General features: G+C 68.7%; 17 protein-coding genes. 5 read left to right on the top strand and 12 right to left on the bottom strand.

What is annotated here, in order from left to right:
• Positions 1-236 precede the first annotated feature (236 nt).
• The 10 genes from FE633_RS21205 to FE633_RS21160 all read right to left on the bottom strand — a co-directional run bounded on the left by FE633_RS21205 (position 237) and on the right by FE633_RS21160 (position 9848).
• Complete coding sequence (locus FE633_RS21205) at positions 237-671, bottom strand: carboxymuconolactone decarboxylase family protein (RefSeq protein ID WP_138046733.1); 435 nt, start codon at positions 669-671, stop codon at positions 237-239.
• Positions 668-1006, bottom strand: coding sequence for an NIPSNAP family protein (locus FE633_RS21200; RefSeq protein WP_138046732.1), 339 nt, complete (start codon positions 1004-1006; stop codon positions 668-670). The genes FE633_RS21205 and FE633_RS21200 overlap by 4 nt, the downstream gene beginning before the upstream one ends.
• Positions 1003-2685: a bifunctional 3-(3-hydroxy-phenyl)propionate/3-hydroxycinnamic acid hydroxylase gene (locus FE633_RS21195; RefSeq protein ID WP_138046731.1), complete on the bottom strand. Its 1683-nt coding sequence runs from the start codon at positions 2683-2685 to the stop codon at positions 1003-1005. Before FE633_RS21195 ends, FE633_RS21200 begins: the two co-directional genes overlap by 4 nt.
• On the bottom strand, positions 2682-3554 hold the full coding sequence (locus FE633_RS21190; RefSeq protein WP_138046730.1) for an alpha/beta fold hydrolase: 873 nt from the start codon (positions 3552-3554) through the stop codon (positions 2682-2684). Before FE633_RS21190 ends, FE633_RS21195 begins: the two co-directional genes overlap by 4 nt.
• Position 3555: 1 nt before the next feature.
• Complete coding sequence (locus FE633_RS21185) at positions 3556-4158, bottom strand: amino acid synthesis family protein (protein WP_246113747.1); 603 nt, start codon at positions 4156-4158, stop codon at positions 3556-3558.
• 84 nt (positions 4159-4242) lie between these two features.
• On the bottom strand, positions 4243-4770 hold the full coding sequence (locus FE633_RS21180; RefSeq protein ID WP_246113746.1) for a VOC family protein: 528 nt from the start codon (positions 4768-4770) through the stop codon (positions 4243-4245).
• A 2-nt stretch (positions 4771-4772) separates the two neighbouring features.
• Positions 4773-5795, bottom strand: a complete 1023-nt coding sequence (locus FE633_RS21175) for a WD40/YVTN/BNR-like repeat-containing protein (protein ID WP_138046728.1) — start codon at positions 5793-5795, stop codon at positions 4773-4775.
• Positions 5796-5856: 61 nt separating this feature from the next.
• Entirely contained in the window at positions 5857-6651 is a 795-nt protein-coding gene (locus FE633_RS21170) for an SDR family NAD(P)-dependent oxidoreductase (protein ID WP_138046727.1), read from the bottom strand.
• A 75-nt stretch (positions 6652-6726) separates the two neighbouring features.
• Positions 6727-8247 carry an aldehyde dehydrogenase family protein gene (locus FE633_RS21165; protein ID WP_138046726.1) on the bottom strand — a complete coding sequence of 507 codons (1521 nt, stop codon included), beginning with the start codon at positions 8245-8247 and terminating at the stop codon, positions 6727-6729.
• 11 nt (positions 8248-8258) lie between these two features.
• On the bottom strand, positions 8259-9848 hold the full coding sequence (locus tag FE633_RS21160) for an acetolactate synthase large subunit (RefSeq protein WP_138046725.1): 1590 nt from the start codon (positions 9846-9848) through the stop codon (positions 8259-8261).
• A gap of 115 nt (positions 9849-9963) precedes the next feature.
• On the opposite strand from FE633_RS21160, the gene FE633_RS21155 reads away from it, so the two are divergent.
• The 3 genes from FE633_RS21155 (at position 9964) to FE633_RS21145 (ending at position 14666) form a co-directional block, all read left to right on the top strand.
• Entirely contained in the window at positions 9964-10743 is a 780-nt protein-coding gene (locus FE633_RS21155; protein ID WP_171060055.1) for an IclR family transcriptional regulator, read from the top strand.
• Between the two features lie 502 nt (positions 10744-11245).
• On the top strand, positions 11246-12649 hold the full coding sequence (locus tag FE633_RS21150; RefSeq protein WP_171060054.1) for an APC family permease: 1404 nt from the start codon (positions 11246-11248) through the stop codon (positions 12647-12649).
• A gap of 70 nt (positions 12650-12719) precedes the next feature.
• Positions 12720-14666 carry a primary-amine oxidase gene (locus FE633_RS21145; RefSeq protein ID WP_212747258.1) on the top strand — a complete coding sequence of 649 codons (1947 nt, stop codon included), beginning with the start codon at positions 12720-12722 and terminating at the stop codon, positions 14664-14666.
• A gap of 82 nt (positions 14667-14748) precedes the next feature.
• Here the strand turns inward: FE633_RS21145 and FE633_RS21140 are convergent, their stop codons facing one another.
• Positions 14749-15453 carry an IclR family transcriptional regulator gene (locus FE633_RS21140; protein WP_281291221.1) on the bottom strand — a complete coding sequence of 235 codons (705 nt, stop codon included), beginning with the start codon at positions 15451-15453 and terminating at the stop codon, positions 14749-14751.
• 208 nt (positions 15454-15661) lie between these two features.
• Here FE633_RS21140 and FE633_RS21135 point away from each other — a divergent pair, with 208 nt between their 5' ends.
• Together FE633_RS21135 and wrbA are read left to right on the top strand one after the other, a co-directional pair.
• Positions 15662-17161 carry an aldehyde dehydrogenase family protein gene (locus FE633_RS21135; protein WP_138046720.1) on the top strand — a complete coding sequence of 500 codons (1500 nt, stop codon included), beginning with the start codon at positions 15662-15664 and terminating at the stop codon, positions 17159-17161.
• A gap of 56 nt (positions 17162-17217) precedes the next feature.
• Positions 17218-17853 carry an NAD(P)H:quinone oxidoreductase gene (gene wrbA, locus FE633_RS21130; RefSeq protein WP_138046719.1) on the top strand — a complete coding sequence of 212 codons (636 nt, stop codon included), beginning with the start codon at positions 17218-17220 and terminating at the stop codon, positions 17851-17853.
• 88 nt (positions 17854-17941) lie between these two features.
• Here wrbA and FE633_RS21125 read toward each other — a convergent pair whose 3' ends face one another.
• Positions 17942-19429 (bottom strand): APC family permease, encoded by a 1488-nt coding sequence (locus tag FE633_RS21125; protein WP_138046718.1) that lies wholly within the window; start codon positions 19427-19429, stop codon positions 17942-17944.
• Positions 19430-19437 lie beyond the last annotated feature (8 nt).

The following is a 19437-nucleotide window of genomic DNA, read 5'->3' as shown; positions in this document are numbered from 1 at the left end:
CAATCGCCCGGACCGACCCATGCTCCGGCAGAGCTCCCGTCGCCGCGAGCAGTGTGGACACCGACCAGGAGCCTGACGGATGGTCACCGCAGCCCGTCACCGAAGCCTGGTTGTCCGGTTCCTGCACCGCTTTGCAGGCACAACCCTCCGCCACCGGCCTCTGGCCAGGCATGCCAGGAGGGGCGGTCTCCTGGAGACCGCCCCTCCTGGCGCTGCAGCACCGGGGTCCGTGCCGCTCAGTCGGTCGTGCCGGAACCGCCTTCGTGAACGGCGGCCCTCGGCTCGATGCCGGTGGCACCGACCGTCTCCCGCCAGACCTCCAGGCCTGCCTGGAACGCGACGATGCCCGCCTCCGGGAGGGCGATCTCGATCGCCTCCAGGATCTCCTGCGGCGTGACCCCGAGGTCGAGGGCCACCCGGATATGGCTCTGGATGTGTCCCTTGCCGGCCCTCATCACGGTGAGGCTGAGGATGAACAACAGCTCCTTGGTGCGGCGATCCAGGGCACGGGGCCTCAGATAGGCCGCCTCGACCAGGCCGTTCGTCGCCTGCAGGACATCGAAGTCGTGCCGCGCCATGACCTTGTGATAGTCGAGGACGTACCCGCGGTCGCGGGCCATGGCGTCGATGTACTCCTGTGCGGCCTTCGCGGGGGCCGTGTCGGCGGTCATCCTCGGCCTCCTTCGTGCAGGGCGGTGCGGACGTGGGGTGTGGCGGGGACGAGGAGCCGGTTGGTCTGGCGCACGAGCAGCTCGCGCACGCGGCCTCGGAAGGCCGCGAAGTCGTCGTCGTCCGCCAGTTCGGCACGCCTCTTGGCACGGTCTTCCAGATTCTCGAAACCCCAGAAGTAGACCAGCGTGTTGAGTTCACCGACCTCGGTGGTGCAGCAGCCGAGCAGGTTGCCGAGGATCCGTACCTGAGGCTCGCGGCCGTACTGTTCCCACAGCCGGACGTACTTCGCCGCCGCACCCGGTTTGAGAAGGTAGTCACGTTGCTCGATGATCACGACGCCTCGCCCTCCGTGACGGGAACCGAGCGCCAGGCATCCTTGAACTCCGCGGACCGCGACGGCGCGACCAGTCGTTCGAAGGCGTCGCTCACCGTCGCCAGGTCCCGGGGATCGGTCAGGGCCGCGAGATACCGATCGGGCCGGACGACGGCGACGCTGCCCTGGTGCTGGGCGAACCAGTCCCGCAGCGTGCCGTCGACGTCCTCCACCGGCACCGAGTCGGTCATCGACGTGCGCCGCTCGGTACGCGACCGACCGGAGCGGGACTCAACGACGGTGATGTAGCGAGTGCCGATACGGTCCCAGAAGGCACGGGTGTCAGGATCCAGATGTACGAGCGGATCAGTGCCGTAGCCGATGAGGGCGAACCACTCGCCGAGTGTCTCGTCGAGCGGCAGCACTCGCCCGTCGGCGGTCTCGACCCTCGGCTGGATGAGCATCCGGCCCACCGGTGAACTCTTCCGCACAGGCTCGTGGCGGTGCAGTATGAGGCCCTCGGTGTACCGGGGCATGGGCTTGAATCGCATCTGCACCACCCAGTCGCGCACCGACGGTGCCACCGTGAGCCCGCGCAACAGGGTGTCGCGCGCGCGGGCCACCGTGGGGCTCGTCGGTGAAAGGAACCGGCCGAGGGCGTCCGACAGTTTCACCATCGTCTTGGCGTGCTCGCGCCGCTCGGTGTCGTATGTGGCGAGCATCCTCGGATGGGCGCGGCCGGTGACCACCGCCGCCAGCTTCCAGGCGACATTGGTCGCGTCCCGTATGCCGGTGTTCATGCCCTGCCCTGCCCATGGGGGCATGAGGTGGGCGGCGTCGCCCACGAGGCAGATCCGGCCGTCCACGAAGCGGTCGGCGACCCGCGAATGGTGCGTGTAGACGCGGGCCCGGATGATGTTGAGCGCCGTGGGATCGGGCACGTGCCCGATGAGGAGTTCGCGTACCTTCTCGGGCCGGAGCATGGCCTCGGCATCCTCGCCGGGGAACAGCATGAACTCCCAGCGGCGGTAGTTGTAGGGCAGGTCCAGGCAGACGTACGGGCGCTTCGGGTCGCCGTGCAGCCCCGTGTACGGGGCGTCGAGCGGGTCGTTGTCGCACTCGATCACCACCCACTTGCGCGGGTGGGTGTCGCCGCTCAACGGGATGCCGAGTTGCTCGCGTACGGTACTGCGGCCGCCGTCGGCAGCGACCACGTACTCGGCGTGGACGAGTACGCGTTCGCCCTGGGGGTCTGTGACGTGGAGCCGTGCTTCGGTGCCGTCCTGCTCCACACGTATGAGTTCGTGCCCCAGCAGAGGGCGGACGTGGGGATAGCGATGGAGGCCGGCGCGCAGCGCGCGCTCGGCGAGCTGCTGCATGAAGATGTTGCGCCGGGGCCAGCCGTACTCCTTGGTTTCCGGCCGGATGTCGGCGAGACAGCGGCCGTTCGCGGCGAACATCTTCAGCGGAACGTTCTGGATCATGTCGGCCAGCATCTCGTCGGCGAGCCCGATGCCCTGGAAGCTGCGCAGGCATTCGTCGTCCATGCCGACCGCGCGCGGGTAGTCGACGATCTCCTCACTGCGGTCGATCAGCAGGGTGCGCACTCCGTAGAGACCGAGGTAGTTCGCGACGGTCGCTCCGACGGGTCCGGCGCCGACGACGGCCACCTGGGTGCGGTGTTCGACGGGTTCGTTCATCGGGGAACCTCCGAACTCCTGAGGAATCTTGTGAGGTGGTGATGGAAGAGATCCGGGGCGTCGTCGTGCACGTAGTGGCCCGCCCCAGGGATCTCCACCGTCCGGACGCGCGGGTTGCGTTGCGCCATTGCGGCCGCGGTGGCGGCGGGGAGGAAGTCCGACTCCCCGCCCCGGATGACCAGGGTCGGGCACCGAAGGGCCTCGACGTACGGCCACAGTTCCACCTGCCGGGCCGGATCCGGGTCGAGGCGGGCTGCCGAGATGCCCGCCAGGTCGAACTTCCAGCGCCACCGTCCCTCGTCGTCCGGAGCGAGCGTGTGCCGCATCCTGGATTCGAGGGCGTCTTCGGAGATGTTCGGACGGATGCCGCGCCAGTACGCGCTGGCTGCCTCCCGGCTGGGGAAGTCGCGGGGGGTGTTCGTCATCTCGCGTTTGATGCGCTCGGCTCCCTCGCCGGACAGCGACGAGCCGGGTCCGATGTCCTCGACGACCGCCGCGCCGATCCGCTCGGGGTGACGCGCGGCGTAGACGTACGTGGTGGTGCCGCCCATGGAATGGCCCAGCAGCGCGAACCGGTCCAGGCCGAGGCGGTCGGTGAAATGCTCCAGATCGGCGACGTAGGACTCCGCGTAGTACTCGCCTCGCGGATCCCAGTCGCTGTCACCTCGCCCTCGAGCGTCCGGGGCCAGGACGCGGTAGCGGTCGCCGAGCCGCGCGGCCAGTGGCTCGAACGTCCGGGCATAGCTGCGCAGGCCGTGCAGCATGATGATCGCGGGCCGGTCCTCGTCACCCCACTCGACATAGTGCGTGCGCAGGCCGTTGAGCGTGATGAAGCGGTCCTGCCCGGCAGCGGTGGTGTCGGCGGCCATCTCAGTGCAGCCCGTCCTGGCCCTGCACCTCGTCGGCGCTGATGCCGCCCAGCCGGGCGTGCAGCCGGCCGCGCGTGGCGAACGCGAACACGACCACGACCTCGTCCGGGTTCGGGGTGTCGGGGAAGCTCGCCGTGACGGTGTCGTAGTGCGAACGCACGTACAGAGCGTCCTTGTGGGCCAGCGGAACGTCGAGGACGGTACCGGGACCGCCCCGCTTTCCGGTCGAGGGCACCCACGCTTTCCCGCCGCCGACCGCCTCGCGCACCGGGTCCGCGAACACCGCTGTGAGGAAGGCGTTGCCGTGTTCGTACTCGCCTGCCGCGCCGACCAGGCACGCCTTCCCGTAGCTCTGGATGGCACGGCCTCCGGCCGCCTCCTGGATCCGTCGGCCGAACTCCTCACCCAGCTTGGGCGAATCGGCGACGATGTCGCCGAGGTCCTGGCTGAACCGTCCGGCGTAGGGATTGTGTATCGCCGCCGCGATGACGATCTTGCGTACGGGCTCGCCGTCCGCGAGGACGCCTGTCTCGTTGGCGAGGGTGTCCTCGGTCTGGGTGAACCACTTGCGGATGTGGTAGCCGGCGAAGTTGGGCTGAGGCACAGGTGTTTCCTCGGGGTGCGGAGGGCGATGGGATGCGGGCATGGGGGCTCCGTGAGGAGGCGGGGCGGGACGGAGGCGGCAGCACTAACCGCGGAGCGGTTCGATCTCCACCGGCTCGCTGGGGGCGCCGTGGAGACCGAGGATGCGCTTGCCCTCCTCGTCGTCGGTGACCGTCTCGTGGAAGAACTCGAAGCGGTTGCCGTCCGGGTCCGTGAAGTAGAGGCCGAAGCCGATCTTGTGGTCCGTGGTCTTGACCACGGGTACGCCCTTGGCCAGCAGCATCCCGTACAGCCGCCGCCACTCGTCGAGGTCGCCCTCCACCTCCAGCCCGTAGTGCTGCAGGCCGACACCGCCGGTGACGGCTCCGTCCTCGGCGCGGATCAGGGCGATGTCGTGGTGCTTCTTCCCGAAGGACAGAAACACCCACTGCGGGCCGCGTGCGGTGACCTCCATGCCGAGGACGTCCTCGTACCACTTGGCCGAGGCCTCCGGGTCGCGGACGAACAGCGACAGATGGGTGCGGCGTACCCGCGGCTTCGGAGCCTCCCGCGGGTCGGCGGGGATCGGCGTGGGCTCCTCGTTCGGGTCGAGTATGCGCTCGTCGGGGTCCAATGTCAGTGTCCTTCCGTGGCGGGTGCGACTGCCGGGGTCCAGGTCACGTCGGTGATCTCGCTGAACTCGCGCCACTCCTTGCGCCAGGTGCGACCGGCGTCGGTGGAGCGGAAGAGATGGCCGTACTTCGTTCCCGCGAAGACCAGTTCCGGGTCGGCGGCGTGGGTGCCGAAGGCCCAGACGGTCGAGTTGGCGGGCGTGTCCAGGGCGGTGTCCTGCCAGGTGCGCCCCAGGTCCTCGGAGCGCAGGATCCTGGTGGTGGTACCGGGGGTGCCGTCGCCGATGCCGAGCAGCAGGTCGTCGGTGCCGGGGAGCTGCTTGACCAGCCGGGTGTAGTAGATGCCGAACGTCTTGCGGGAGTCGGTACGGGTCCAGGTCGCACCGTCGTCCTGGCTGACGAAGAGCGCGTTGACGACGGCGACGACGATCGTCTTCGGCGGGCCCTGGAGGACGAGCACACAGTGGATGTCGGAGTTGGTGACGCCGTGGGGCAGGGTGGCGGGTGTGCCGTCGATCCGCTCCCAGGTGTCGCCCCGGTCGTCGCTGCGCCACAGGCCGCCTTCCTCGACGCCGAACCACATGTTCTTGGGCTCGTAGCGGTCGACAGCGCAGGTCAGAATCCTGGGACGGTTGACGCCCGCGCAGAATTCCGGGATCTGTGGGGGGAGTTGCTCCCAGGTCGCTCCGCCGTCGGTGGTGCGGAACACGGCTGCCCGGGAGGGAGCGCCGGTTCCGACGAGCATCGTGTCCGGGTTGGTGGGGTCGATCGCCAGCGACCAGATGGTCCGGTCGTTCATGGGCGAGTCGACGCGGCGCCAGCTGACGCCGGCGTCACTGCTGCGGACGAGTCCCGCGTCGGCGCCGGCCCAGACGACGTCGGGCTGTTCGGGGTGTACGGCCAGGCAGCGTACGACGGCGTCGAATTCCAGGTCCTGCCCGAGTCCCAGACGGGACCAGGTGGCGCCGTCGTCGGAGGAGCGCAGGACGCCCTGGCCTGCGGTGGCGACCAGGATGGTGCCTTCCATGTCGTGGGCTTCCTTTCGGAGCTGCGGAACAAAAGGGGGTGGGGTGAGGAGGGACCGGGAGCTAGAGGAAGATGCCGCGCGTGAGACCACCGTCGATGCCCAGTGACTCGCCGGTGATCGCGGCGGCCCTCGGCGAGGCGAGGAAGCACACGGCCTGGGCGATCTCGACCGCCTCCAGAATCCGGCGGATCGGTGTACGGGCGACGAAGTCCGCCTCTACGTCGGCCGCGGTGATGCCGCGCTTGGCGGCCTCCTTCTCGTACAGCTCGTGGATGTGCTCGGTCTCCACCACGCCGGGATGCAGGGTGTTGACGGTGATGCCGGATGGGCCGAGCTGGTCGGAAAGGGCCTTCGTCAGGTGGACGATCGCGACGTTGCGCATGCCGGAGAGCGCGTGGCTGGAACGGCCGGTCAATCCACCGATGTTGATGATCCGGCCATAGCCACCCGCCTTCATGTGCGGGGTGACGGCCTGCGCGCAGCGGAAGTAGCCGACGATCTTGGTATTGATGTCGGCCAACAGCAGCTCTGGGTCGGCTTCCTCGACCGAGTTGCGTACCAGCCCGGAAGGGGCGGCCGCGCCGTTGACGAGGATGTCGATCCGCCCCAGTTCGCCGGCCGCGCGCCGCACCATGGTGCGTACGGACTCGGTGTCGTTGGTGTCCGAGGCGAGAGGGATGACCCGGCCACCGGTCTCGGTCTCGAGTTCCTTCGCGGTGCGTTCCAGCACGGGCAGCCGACGGGCGGTGATGACGACGGACACACCCTCGGCGGCGAGTTCGCGGGCGGTGGCTCTGCCGATGCCCTGGCTGCCGCCGGTGACGATGGCGGTCCTGCCGCCCAGTTCCAGGTCCATGCGTGTCTCCCACAGAGGTGATCGGCAACAAGGGGCTTCGGTATCAAGGGGCTTCGGTAACAAGGAGCTCGGATGTCAGCCGAGGTTGACCCAGACGCTCTTGACCTCGGTGTAGAGGTCGAGCACGGTCCGGCCCATTTCCCGGCCCCAGCCGGACTGCTTGAATCCGCCGAAGGGCGACGCTGGATCCGTGAGGTTGTAACAGTTGATCCACACCGTGCCCGCCTGCAGTTCGTCGGCGATGCGGTGGGCGTGGCCCAGGTCGGAGGTCCAGATGCCGGCCGAGAGCCCGAACGGCGAGTCATTGGCCCGCTCGACCAGATCGTCCACGTCGTCCCAGCTCATCGCCGCCAGCACGGGACCGAAGATCTCTTCCTGGACGATGCGCAGGCCGTCGTCGGGCGCCACGAACACCGTCGGCTGGACGAAGTAGCCGCCGTCGTACGCCGCGTCGAGGTCGGGCCGCCCGCCGCCCGCGGCCAGCCGGGCACCCTGCTCCCGGCCGGCGGCGATGTACCCGCTGACCCTCTCGTGGTGTCTCGCGGACACCAGCGGTCCCATCTCGGTGGCCGGGTCGCTGCCGGGCCCGACGACGATCCTGCGGGCGCGCTCCGCCACCGCGTCCAGAACCTCGTCGAAGATCTTGCGGTGCACGTACAGCCGGGAGCCGGCAGTGCACACCTGACCCTGGTTGAAGAAGACGGCCTGGGCGGCGGCCTCGGCAACGGCCTGCGGATCGGCGTCGGGAAGCACGATGTTCGGGGACTTGCCACCGAGTTCGAGGGAGACCTTCTTCAGGTTCCCGGCAGCGGCGTGGACGATGGCGCGGCCGGTCTCGGTGGATCCAGTGAAAGCGATCTTGTCGACTCCGTCATGGGCGGCGAGGGCAGCGCCCGCCGTGGCACCGCGCCCGGTGACGACATTGACGACGCCGTCCGGCACCCCTGCCTCCTGGAGCAGCTCGGCGAGCCGCAGCGTGGACAGCGGGGTCTCCTCGGCCGGCTTGAGGACGACCGTGCAGCCGGTGGCCAGCGCGGGCGCGAGCTTCCAACAGGCCATCGACACGGGGAAGTTCCACGGCACGATCAGACCGGCCACGCCCACCGGTTGCCGCGTGGTGTAGTTCAGCACCCGCAGCCCGCCGCGTGGCGAGACGGGGATCGTGCTGCCTTCCAGTTTGCTCGGCCAGCCCGCGAAGTACCGGAACAGCTTCACACTGGTGCCCACGTCCACGGCCCGCGCCACCGAGACCGGCTTGCCGTTGTCGCGTGACTCCAGCAGGGCCAGTTCGTCGGCGTGCGCCTCGACGACGTCGGCGACACGGTTCAGCAGCGCGCCCCGGTCCAAGGGGCTCATCCGCCGCCAGCCGGGATCGTCGAAGGCGCGGCGTGCTGCGGTGACGGCCAGGTCGATGTCGGCGGCGTCGCCGTCGGGAACGGTGGTGAGGACGGTACCGGTGGCGGGGTCGATGCTCGCGAACGAGCGGCCGGAGAGGGCCCCGACCCAATGGCCGCCGATGAACATGGTCCGCGGCTCGGCCAGGAAACGACTCGCGGCGTCCGCCGCGCGGGTGACCGGGTCTGCTCCGCTGTGCATGGCGGCTCCTCTCACAGGGCCATCTCGATGAGCTGGGGACCGTCGGCGGCGAGTGCGCGGCCGAGTTCGCGCCGAAGCGCCTCGCCTGTCTCCACCCGTATGCCGGGCACGCCGTAGCCGCGGGCCAGCGCCGGCCAGTCGAAGGCCGGGCCGTCCAGGCTGGTGAGCGCCGTCGCGTTGGGGCCCGGTCGGCTCTGGCCGTGCCGGCCGAGTTCGGTGCGCAGCACGTTGTAGGCGCGGTTGGAGGCGATGAGGGTGACGACGGGAAGTTGCTCCCGGGCCATCGTCCACAGCGACTGGATGGTGTACTGCGCGCTTCCGTCGGACTGCAGGGCGACGACCTTGCGGTCGGGCGCGGCGATCGCGGCGCCGAGAGCGGCGGGCAAACCCTGGCCGATGGCTCCGCCGGTATTGGTCAGTGCGGTGTGGCGGGCGGCGCCCGACGACTGCGTGAAGAAGGGGTAGCCGCACGTGCCGCCCTCGACCGAGACGATGGCGTGTTCGGGCAGCAACCCCGAGACGATACGGCCGACCGCCTGCGGCGTCAGCGCGCCGTCCGGGAGCCCTTCATCGCATGGCTGCGGCCGCGGTGTCGTTCTGGGAGCACCGAGCGTGTCGGCCAGGACTTCGAGAGCGAGTGCGCCGTCCTCCTCCGGCGTGCTCAGTACCTCTACGGTGCCCGGGGGAGCCAGCAGGCTGGGAACCCCTTCGTAGCCGAAGTACGATACGGGTTCCAACGCACTTGCGAGCACTACCAGTTGGGCCCCCGAGAGAGCCTCGATGGCCTTCTCCGGGAAATAGGGGAGCCGGTCGAGGTCCGGAAGGCCGCCGCCGCGCTCGGCGGCGGCCGGGAAGGTCTCGCTGTACAGGACGGCCCCGGTGGCGGCCGCGATCCGGGCCGCCGCCCGTTGGCCGCGCTCGCTGAGTGCCGCACCGCCCAGCAGGAAGACGGCGCGCTCCCCGGCGCGCAGCCGCTTGGCGATCGGGTCGATGATCTCCGCCGCCACCTCACGCCTTTGGCCGGTGTCGGGCAACTCGACGTCCACCGGGGCCGTGAGCACCTCCTGCTGGAAGTCGGCGGGGGCGATGAGCGTGGCCCCGCAGCCGGGCGCGGTCCTGGCGGCCGTGACTGCGCGGGCGGTCATCCGGGCCAGGTCCGCGCCAGAGGCGGCGGTGCCGAGCCAGCCGGAAACAGGGCTCGCGAGCGAGATGATGTCCGAGGTCAGAGGCGCGTCATGGACGAGATGCCAACTGGCGTGATCCCCGATGACGTTGAAGACCGGGGAGTTTGCCCGTCGTGCGTTGTGCAGGTTCGCGATGCCGTTGGCGAAACCGGGGCCGAGATGGAGCAGCGTCATCGCCGGTCGGCCGGTGACACGGGCGTAGCCGTCGGCCGCACCGGTGCACACGCCCTCGAAGAGCCCGAGTACGGCGCGGATTCCGGGTACCGAGTCCAGCGCGGCGACCAGGGGCATCTCCGTGGTTCCCGGATTGGCGAAGCAGACGTCGACTCTGGCGGCGAGCGAGGTCTCGATCAGGGCCTCGGCTCCGGTCAGTCCGCCGGACCGGTTCGCCTGCCAGACGGTGGTGCCGTGGGTCATGGATGATTCCTCCGTGCACTATGCGCACCGTCCGTGCGTATAGTGCACAGCATGGGGATGGGATGGCTCGGCGTCAACCCGCGGGCCCTGCGAACCCGTGCCATACGCTGAACGCGTGAGCGGAACCCGGAAGGCGGTAGGCAGCGTGCGGACAGAGGCCGCGAACGACACGGAGAACGGCACCGGGGGAGGGCTTGAGGGCAGGGCGAAACGTCCCAGCCAGCCTCCGTCACAAACCCTCGTCCGAGGCCTGGCCGTCCTGCGAGCCGTTGCTCACCAGCCCCGCGGCTTGACGGTGGCGGAGATCGCGGTCAGGACGGGACTGCACCGGACCGTGGTGCACCGCCTCGCCGGCACTCTCGCCTCGGAAGGGTTCCTGGCGAAGAACGCGGACGGTGCGTACGTGCCCGGCGGAGAGCTGCACACGCTTGCGGGCACCTCGCGGCCCACCCTCGCGGAGTTCATTCAGCCCCTGCTGCAACAGCTCGCGGACCGGTACGGCGGTACGGCGGTCCTCTTCTTCCCGGAACCGGACAGTGTCGTAGCCGTGGCCACGGCGGTTCCCCAGGACGCCGACTACCACCTCGCCTACCGCAAGGGCTCTCGCCAGCCGCTGGACCGCGGGGCGGCTCCGTGTGCGATCCGGGCCGGACAGGCGCCTGCTGACGACGACTCGGACGCCGTCCGTGAAGCGCGCCGCCGGGGCTGGGTCACCACCCATGGCGAGGTGGAGCCGGGAGCTCACGCGGTCGCGGCCCCGCTGGCCCGCGACGGAGACGTGCTGGACGCCTGCGTCACGTTCGTTTCGCACCGGCAGGACCGCGTCGATGAGGCCACGCCGGAAGTGGTCTCCGCCGCGCAGGCGGCCCGTGCGTTCCTGCTGGGAACGCGGTAGGGCCGGCCTGCGTCGGCCCCGCCGCCATCTTTTCGGTACGACGGCCGCCTCCCCAGAGGGTGAAGTCCTCTGGGGAGGCGGCCGATCGTGCCCGTCGGTAGCGACGGTCGTCACTTCGCGATGTACGACTCGCCCCCGTCCCGCTGGGTTCGGTGGCCAACGGGACGATGGCAAGGTCGCCTTCACCAGCTCCATGGCGGACGGCCGGCCATCGCGGAGACCTGCGGGCGCCTGCCCGCGGCCGGTGCCGCTCGGACCCGGTAGCAAGTCGGCCGCCATCACCCTGAGGTGACGCGGACCGTCGGCCTCCGCCCGCCTGATTACCGAGCCTGAGGCCTTGACACCCAACATGGGCCACCACACCATGTGTTTTCAACAAACGTACATGGTGTACGAATATCGCACAGCCTGGAGGCTGATCGGGATGACAAGCCCTGATCGCACCACTCTGGCCCACGGCCGCCTGTCCCTGATTGGCGTCCTGACACAATCCATCGGATTCATGGGACCCGTGTTCTCGGTCGCAGCCCTCTTGCCCCTGGTCGTGGGCTTGTCGGCCACGGGGCGGGGCGCCGGCGTCGCCACCCCGACAGCGATCGTCATCGCGGGCGTCGGCATGTGCGGGGTTGGATGGGTCATCGCCCAGTACGCGAAGCGCATCCATCTGTGCGGGTCACTCTACGAATATGTGAGTGACAGTGCCGGAACGCGCATCGGAGTGATCGCCGGGTGGCTCTACTACGGAGCCATGATGGTCCTGGGGGCGTCGACGTTCCTCGTCCTCGGCGGACTCACGCAGACGTGGTTCAAGAGCGCCATGTCCTTGGACGTACCGTGGTGGCCACTGGCACTGGGATACGCCGCGGTCGTCGTCATGATTCTCGTGGTCGGCGTTCATGTGTCCATCCGGGCGCAGCTCATTCTCGCCCTGGTCACCATCGTCGTCGTTCTCGTCTTCTCTCTGTTCATCATCTTCCGGGGAGGACACAACGGTGAAGGCCTGCCCGCCGAACCCTTCAACCCCTTCTCCGTCGGGCACCTGGACCTTCTCTACGGTGTCCTCTACGGCATCAACATGTTCATCGGGTTCGAGTCGGCGGCCAACCTCGCCGAGGAAACCGCGGACCCCAAGCGCCATGTGCCCCGAGCGGTCATGTTCTCGCTCACCATCGTCGGGGTTTACTACGTGATCGTCGCCTACGCGCAGGACATAGGTTTCGGCCTTGACGCCGAGGCATGGAAGAACAGTGTCTTCCCGCTCGAGGCACTCGCCTCCGGCAAGGAGTTCGGGTCGGTCGGCTTCGGGAACTTCATGGCGGTCCTGATCATCCTCGACATCCTCGCGGTGGCGATCGGCGTCGGCGTCGCGTCGACCCGGGGAATGCTCTCGATGGCCCGCAGTGGCGGACTGCCCTCGAAGCTGGCGGAGTTGCACCACCGGTTCCGCACTCCTGTCTGGGGCGCCGCCCTGCTGGGCGTCGTCTCGTGCGTCACCATCATCGGGGTGCGTCTGGGGGACGGGATCTTCTCGCGCCAGACTTCCGAGCCCGGCGTTCTGCAACCGCAGTGGTCGCCGGCGTTCGGTTGGATGGCCGGTTTCGGCGGAACGGGCCTGGCGTTGATGTATCTCGTCGTCGGCGCCGTGGGTGTGAAGGGCCTCTGGCGGCATGTCAGCCACACCAAACTGCTCATCGCCGGGAGCGTTGGAGCGCTGGTGTCGGCGGGCGCGGTGTTCGGTGCCGTCTACCAGGCACCGAGCCCTCTCGACACCGTTCCCTGGGCCCTGCTCGCATGGGTGGCACTGGGGGCGGTGTGGTCGTTCGCCGTACGTGGGCGATCGCCCCGGCAGCAGGACGCCGAAGCGGATCAGTCGGCGCACGGTACCGGAGAGGTGACCGCACGCTGACGACACCAGGATCTCCGGCTACCCACCATCTTTCGTCATCTCCCCACACCAGCAGCAGGAGGAACGGCAAGTGACCACCGCCACGCCGCACCCGTACGATCCGCTCAGCGCCGAGGAAACAGAACGAGCCGTCAGCGTGGTGCGTGCCAGTCAGTCTCAACGAAAGGCGATCAGGTTCCCGTTGGTGCGCCTGCACCTCCCGGACAAGGAGAAGGTGCGGGAGTACGATCCTTCGCGCCCGATCCCTCGCGTGGCCTTCCTCGTCGTCTACGACTCGGATGCGAGCGCGACGTTCGAGGCACGGGTCGATCTCACCGACAACACCCTGGCCTCCTGGAAGCACCTCCCCGGGGTGCAGCCGGCGATCATGATCGAAGAGTTGATGGCGCTCGACGAGATCGTGAAGAAGGACCCGGCCGCGGTCGATGCCCTGGTGCGGCACGGTGTCGAGGATCTCTCGCAGGTGCAGTTCGACCCCTGGTCGACAGGCACCCTGCCGATCGCGGGGGTGGACCCGCGACGGCGCGTGATCCGGGCCAGTGCGTATGTCCGGCACTTCAACGAGGACAACGGCTACGCGAGGCCCGTCGGAAACCTCGTATTCGTCATCGACTGCGACACCCGTTCCGTGGCCGCCATTCTGGAAGGGGATTCCCTGCCGCTTCCGCCGGAGAGCGGAAACTACGACCTGGAGAGCGTAGGACCGCTGCGCGACGACCTCCGCCCGATCGAGATCACACAACCCGAAGGACCCTCGTTCACGGTGTCCGGCAACGTGATCGAGTGGCAGCGATGGCGACTGCACGCCCACATCGACGTGGTGGAAGGCCTCGTCATCAGTGACGTCTCCTACCTGGACGGCGGCCGCCGACGCTCGATCGTGCACCGAGCCGGCATCAGCGAGATGGTGGTGCCCTACGGTGACACCAGCGACGACTTCTACTTCCGGAACGTCTTCGACGCGGGCGAGTACAACCTGGGAAAGACGGTGGGCTCGCTCAGTCTCGGATGTGACTGCCTCGGGGAGATCCGATACCTCGACGCGGTGCTCGCCGACGAGTCGGGCACCCCGCACACCATCTCCAACGCCATCTGTCTGCATGAGGAGGACTACGGAATCCTCTGGAAGCACTGGGACTTCCGCTACGTCGAGCATGCGGAGGTCAGGCGTTCCCGGCGTCTCGTGGTGTCGTCCATCCACACGATCGGCAACTACGAGTACGGCTTCTTCTGGTACTTCTATCTCGATGGCACCATCCAGTTCGAAGCCAAGCTGACCGGTATCGTCCAGACGCGGGCTGTGGCTCCCGGAGAGAAACCCGCATACGGAACGCTCGTGGCGCCGCAACTGGATGCGCCGAATCACCAGCACCTGTTCAACATGCGCTTGGACATGGAAGTAGACGGGCCGCGCAACACGGTTGTGGAGGTCGACGCGGTGGGTCTCCCGACGGCGCCGGACAATCCGTACGGAAACGCGATCGTCGCCCGCCGCACGGAGATCACCAACGAGCGTGACGGCCGCAGGATGTGCGACCCGCTCGCCGCTCGCGCCTGGAAAATTACGAATCCCCAAGTGCGAAACCGTTTCGACGAGCCCGTCGCCTACAAGCTCGTCCCGTTCGTCGGCCCGACACTGCTTGCCGCTCCCGACAGCGATCTGGCGCGGCGCGCCGAGTTCGCGCGGGCGCACCTGTGGGTAACCCGGTACAGCCCGGACGAACTGCACGCGGCCGGCGACTACCCGAACCAGCATCCTGGAGACGGGATCGGGAAGTGGATCGAGCAGGAACGCGATCTGGTCAACACGGACGTCGTGCTCTGGCACACCTTCGGTACCTCGCATCTGCCACGGCCGGAGGACTGGCCCATCATGCCGTGCGAGTACGTCGGGTTCGCGTTGAAGCCGGTCGGATTCTTCGACCGCAATCCCTCACTGGACGTGCCGCCTCCGCCGGGACATGGGGCAACGCACTGTCACTCCGTGACGCAGCAGGGTGACCAAGGCGACGAGTGACAAGTCCCAGGCCCGTACGCGTAGGCGGACGAGTGCGGGCCTGTGGCCGTCCGTACCGGGTTCAACGCACCGGCGAGCGCCATCACTTGACTGCTTCCGGGCCCGGTGCCCCGACCAGCCGCGTAGCTGCCGTCCTGGCAGCCTCCGTGACCATATGGGGAACCTGTTCGTCGATGAGCTTGAGACCGAGTTGCACCACCCCCAGGCTCGCGGTCGACCAGTCCGACACCTGAATGGGGGCCGCGATGCCCACCGCGCCCTCCTGGATCGAGCCCACGCTGACGGCGTAGCCGCGACGACGCGCCTCGCGGACGTCGTCGGTGTCCTCGTCGCTCTCCGGCCTGCCGGCGAGGATGGCGATTCCGTCCGCGCCGATGGTCAGGGCGTGCCGGGCACCTTCCCGCATGGCGAGGTGCATGGTGGAGTGCGGCGGCTCCGCCGTCAGCAGGATCAGGGCCTGGTCGCCGTCGGCGACGCTCAGCAGCGCCGTGCTGTTGGTCTGCTCGCTGAGCCGTCGCAGAATCGGCAGGACGGTGGCCTGCAGCCGTGGTTTGAGTTGCCCGGCCAGTTCGGCCACGCCGAACCCGAGGATGTATCGCGTGCCGATGCGGGCGACGAGGCTGTGCGCCTCCAGCGTGCGCAGAAGACGGTAGACGGCCGCCCGAGCGATGCTCAGCCGCTCGGCGAGCTCTGCCGCCGTGAGGCCGTCGGCGTTCCTCGCGAGCAATGACAACACCGTCAGCCCACGGTCAAGAGTCAGGGACGTTTCCCCGCCGGTTGCCGCCACGATCTTCACTCGCCTCCTGCCCTTCCGCGCCTGACATCATGTCACGGCCGCCCGAGCGGCCCTCTGCCCCCGGGACGACCCCTCGTCCCCCGGCGCTCCCCTGACACGTGATGCGGCGCCCGATCCCCGCATGGTGCGACCCCTTGACCGGGGTCACCCACATCCCTATGGTTTCGAATATCGTCCACATAGAACGGTAATCGTACTCATGCTAGCACGCACAGAAGCCGAACAGCTGGTCAGCACGGTTCCGACGGAGCCCTATTTCGCCGGGCGATGGGGCAGCGGTCAGAGCATCGACACCTTCGACGTGATCGACCCGGTGACCGAACGACGGCTCACCACCGTGGCCGCCGCCGGTGCCGGGGAAGTAGACGAGGCCGTATCACACGCCCGGTCCGCTCTGGACGAAGGTGAGTGGGGGAGAACGGACGGAAGCGCCAGGGCGCTCCTGCTGCACCGTCTGGCCGATCTCATCGAGGCCCGGAGCGAGAAGTTCGCGACGCTGGAGTCGCTGGACATCGGCAAGCCCGGCTTCGAGCCGCGGGCCATCGACCTGCCCCAGGCGATCGGGGCCTTCCGGTACTTCGCCGGCTGGGCCGACAAGCTGGAGGGCCGCTCCGTCCCGACGTCCCCCTACATGGGCCGGCCCACGCACAGCTACACCGTGCGCGAGCCGGTCGGAGTCGTCGCGGCCATCACGCCCTGGAACTCGCCGACCATGATCGGATCGTGGAAGATCGCGCCCGCGCTCGCCGCGGGGTGCGCTGTCGTCCTGAAGCCTCCGGAGGACGCGCCCCTCACCTCTCTTCTCCTCGCGTCGCTGATCGAGGAAGCCGGGTTCCCGGCCGGGGCGTTCAGTGTGCTTCCGGGGCTCGGAGCCGTGACGGGCCAGGCGCTCATCGATCATCCGGGGGTGGACAAGATCTCGTTCACCGGAAGCCCCGAGACGGGATACAAGGTGGCCATGGCGGCCGCGAAGGGATTTCGGCGCACGACCCTGGAACTCGGTGGCAAGAGCCCCCAGATCGTTTTCGGGGACGCCGATCTGGACGAAGCCGCGATGGGAGTGGCGGTCGGAATCTTCGCCAATCAGGGCGAAGTGTGTGCCGCGGGCAGCCGCATCCTGGTCGCTCGTTCCGTGTACGACGAATTCGTCGAACGCCTGGTGGCGCGTGCCCGCGACATCAAGGTCGGCGACCCGTTCGACGAAGGCACCACGATGGGCGCGTTGATCAACGCAGGGCAGTTGGAGCGGGTTTCCCAGTACATCGCGGCAGGAATCGACGACGGCGCCCGCCTGGTCGCCGGGGGCGGCCGACCGGATGGCAAGGGGTTCTTCGTCGAACCGACATTGTTCGCCGAAGTCGACAACACCATGACGATCGCCCGGCGGGAGATCTTTGGGCCCGTGGGTGCGGTCATCCCCTTCGACTCGGAATCCGATGCGATCGGGATCGCCAACGACAGCGATTACGCGCTGGCCGCCACCTTGTGGACCTCCGACGTCAGCAGGGCACATGCGGTCGCTCGCCGCGTGAAGGCCGGGGCTGTCGCGATCAACGGCTGGGCGCCCCTCGACCCCCGCCTGCCGTGGGGCGGTTCCAAGCTCAGCGGTCAGGGGCGGGAACTCGGCTGGGCCGGTATCGAAGCGAACACCGAGGAGAAGACGGTCACCGCCGTCCTCTCGTACACACCGGACAAGTGAACCGGCGCCAGGCGCCTACTTCGTGATCGAGCATCATCCCTCGGAAGGGGTTTTCCGTGTCAGCACACGTGTTGGTCGTCTACTACAGCGCAACGGGGTCCGTGCATCGGCTGGCGAAGGCGGTGGCCGAAGGAGCTGAATCCGCGGGCGCCGAGGTACGGCTCCGCAGGGTCGCCGAACTCGCTCCCGCCGAGGCGATAGCCGCGAATCCGGACTGGGCCGCGCATCAGCAGGAGACGGAATCGACCGTCGAGGTGGTCGAACTCGCCGACCTGGAGTGGGCCGACGGTTACGCCTTCGGCACACCGACGCGTTACGGCGCTCCGGCGGCGCAGCTGAAGCAGTTCATCGACACCGCCGGAGGTCTCTGGCAGGCGGGGAAGCTGTCGGACAAGCCGGTGACGACCTTCGTCTCCTCGGCCGAGCAGCACGGCGGCCAGGAGTCGACGATCCTGTCGCTGAACAACGTCTTCTACCACTGGGGCGCGGTCATCGTCCCTCTCGGCTACACGGACGACGTCGTCTACGCCGCCGGTGGCAACCCCTACGGGACATCGTGGCCCGCAGGATTCCCCTCGACGGCCCCGGACGAGGTCACGTTGGACTGCGCCCGTTTCCAGGGAGCCCGGTTGGCGCGGTTCGCGACGCTGCTCGCGTCGGACAGGGCGCAGGCCTCCGCCGCACAGGGCTGAGCGGGCAGTCAGAACGCAGTGACACGTCGGCGTGCGGCTGCGGCCCCGTCGCGGTGACCTGCCGTCCCGCGATGGGGCCTGCCCGTGTTCACACGGATTCGACGTCGGTGGTGGCGAGCTTCGCGTAGACCTCCGGCCGCTTGCGGCGGATCCGTATCGCGAGGACCACGCCGATCGCGAAGACGACCGGAGTGAGCGCGACGAGCGTCCAGTTGACGGCGGGCGGGGCGCTGGTGAAGAGATTGAGGTGGTTGCAGACCAGCCCCGTGATCACGGCCAGGAGGAGCGCGGCGGTCGCGGGTGCGGCGACCGTCCGCAGGCGTCCCGCCCCGCCGGCACCGGGGTTGCGGCGGAAGAAGACGACCACGGCGCAGGCCGCCAGTGTCTGCAGCGCGAGGATGCCGACCACTCCGGGGGTGTTCACCCAGAGCAGGAACTCGTTGTACGGGTGCACGCCGATCGCGGCGAAGACGGCGGTGACAACGGCCGCCAGCGCGGTCTGCGCGATGCCGGATATCCAGGGTGAGCCGTGCCGGGGGTGGATGCGGCCCAGGCGGGCGGGGGCGGCGCCCTCGACGGAAAGTGCGTATCCGTAGCGGGTGATGGCGTTGTGGAAGGCGAGCAGGGAGGCCAGGATGCTGCTGACGATCAGGACGCGCTGGAGGTCGGTGGCCCAGTCGCCCACGTAGCGGGTCATCGCGGTGAAGAACATCTCGGCGGGATTCCTTGCCGCGGTCCCGACGGCTTTGTCGTCGCCGAAGGCCTGGACGATGACCCACACGATGAACGTGTAGAAGAGGCCGAGGAAGCCCACGGCCAGGTAGGTGGCGCGGGGCACAGTGCGGTCGGGGTCGCGGGCCTCCTCGCGGTAGAGGACGGTGGCCTCGAAGCCGATGAAGGCGGCGATGGCGAGGCCCAGCGGTGCACTCATCTGCGAGGTGAACACGTTGGAGGGCGCGAAGGAGGCCAGGCTCAGCCCGTTCGCACCGCCCTTGACGAGGATCGCGCCGGCCAGCAGCACCAGGATGGCGGTCTCCGCGATCAGCAGGGTGGCGAGGACCTTGGCGCCCACATGGATCGACCGGAAGCCGAAGAACCACACCACGGCGATCGCGGCGAAGGCGTAGACCGGCCAGGGCAGGTCGACGCCCAGAAGGTCGTTCGCGGTGCCGGCGGCGAAGAAGCCGAAGGCGCCGTAGGTGCCGATCTGCAGGGCGTTGTAGGAGAACACCGCCAGCAGCGCCGCTCCCAGTCCCGCAGGGCGGCCCAGGCCCCGGGCGATGTACGAGTAGAAGGCGCCCGCGTTGCGGATGTGGGGCGTCATGGCGGTGAAACCGACCGCGAACAGGCATAGAACGACGCCGACCGTCAGGTAGGCGACCGGGGCGCCGATGCCGCCGAAAAGGATGGCGAGCGGGGCGATACCCGCCATCACGGTGAGCGGGGCGGCAGCCGCCACGACGAAGAAGACGATGTCGGTGACGCCGAGCGTGGCCCGCTGCAACTGGCCGGTCGGCTCCGTCCCGGTAGTTGTTGGAGGCTGTTGGGGAGCGGTGGGAGTTTGGGGCTCGGTCATGGAGGTCT

It is taken from the genome of Streptomyces montanus (assembly GCF_005786655.1).
Taxonomy (GTDB): Bacteria; Actinomycetota; Actinomycetes; order Streptomycetales; family Streptomycetaceae; genus Streptomyces; species Streptomyces sporangiiformans.
The sequence above is the reverse complement of the archived record's forward strand: the minus strand, read 5'-3'. Positions and strand labels throughout refer to the sequence as shown.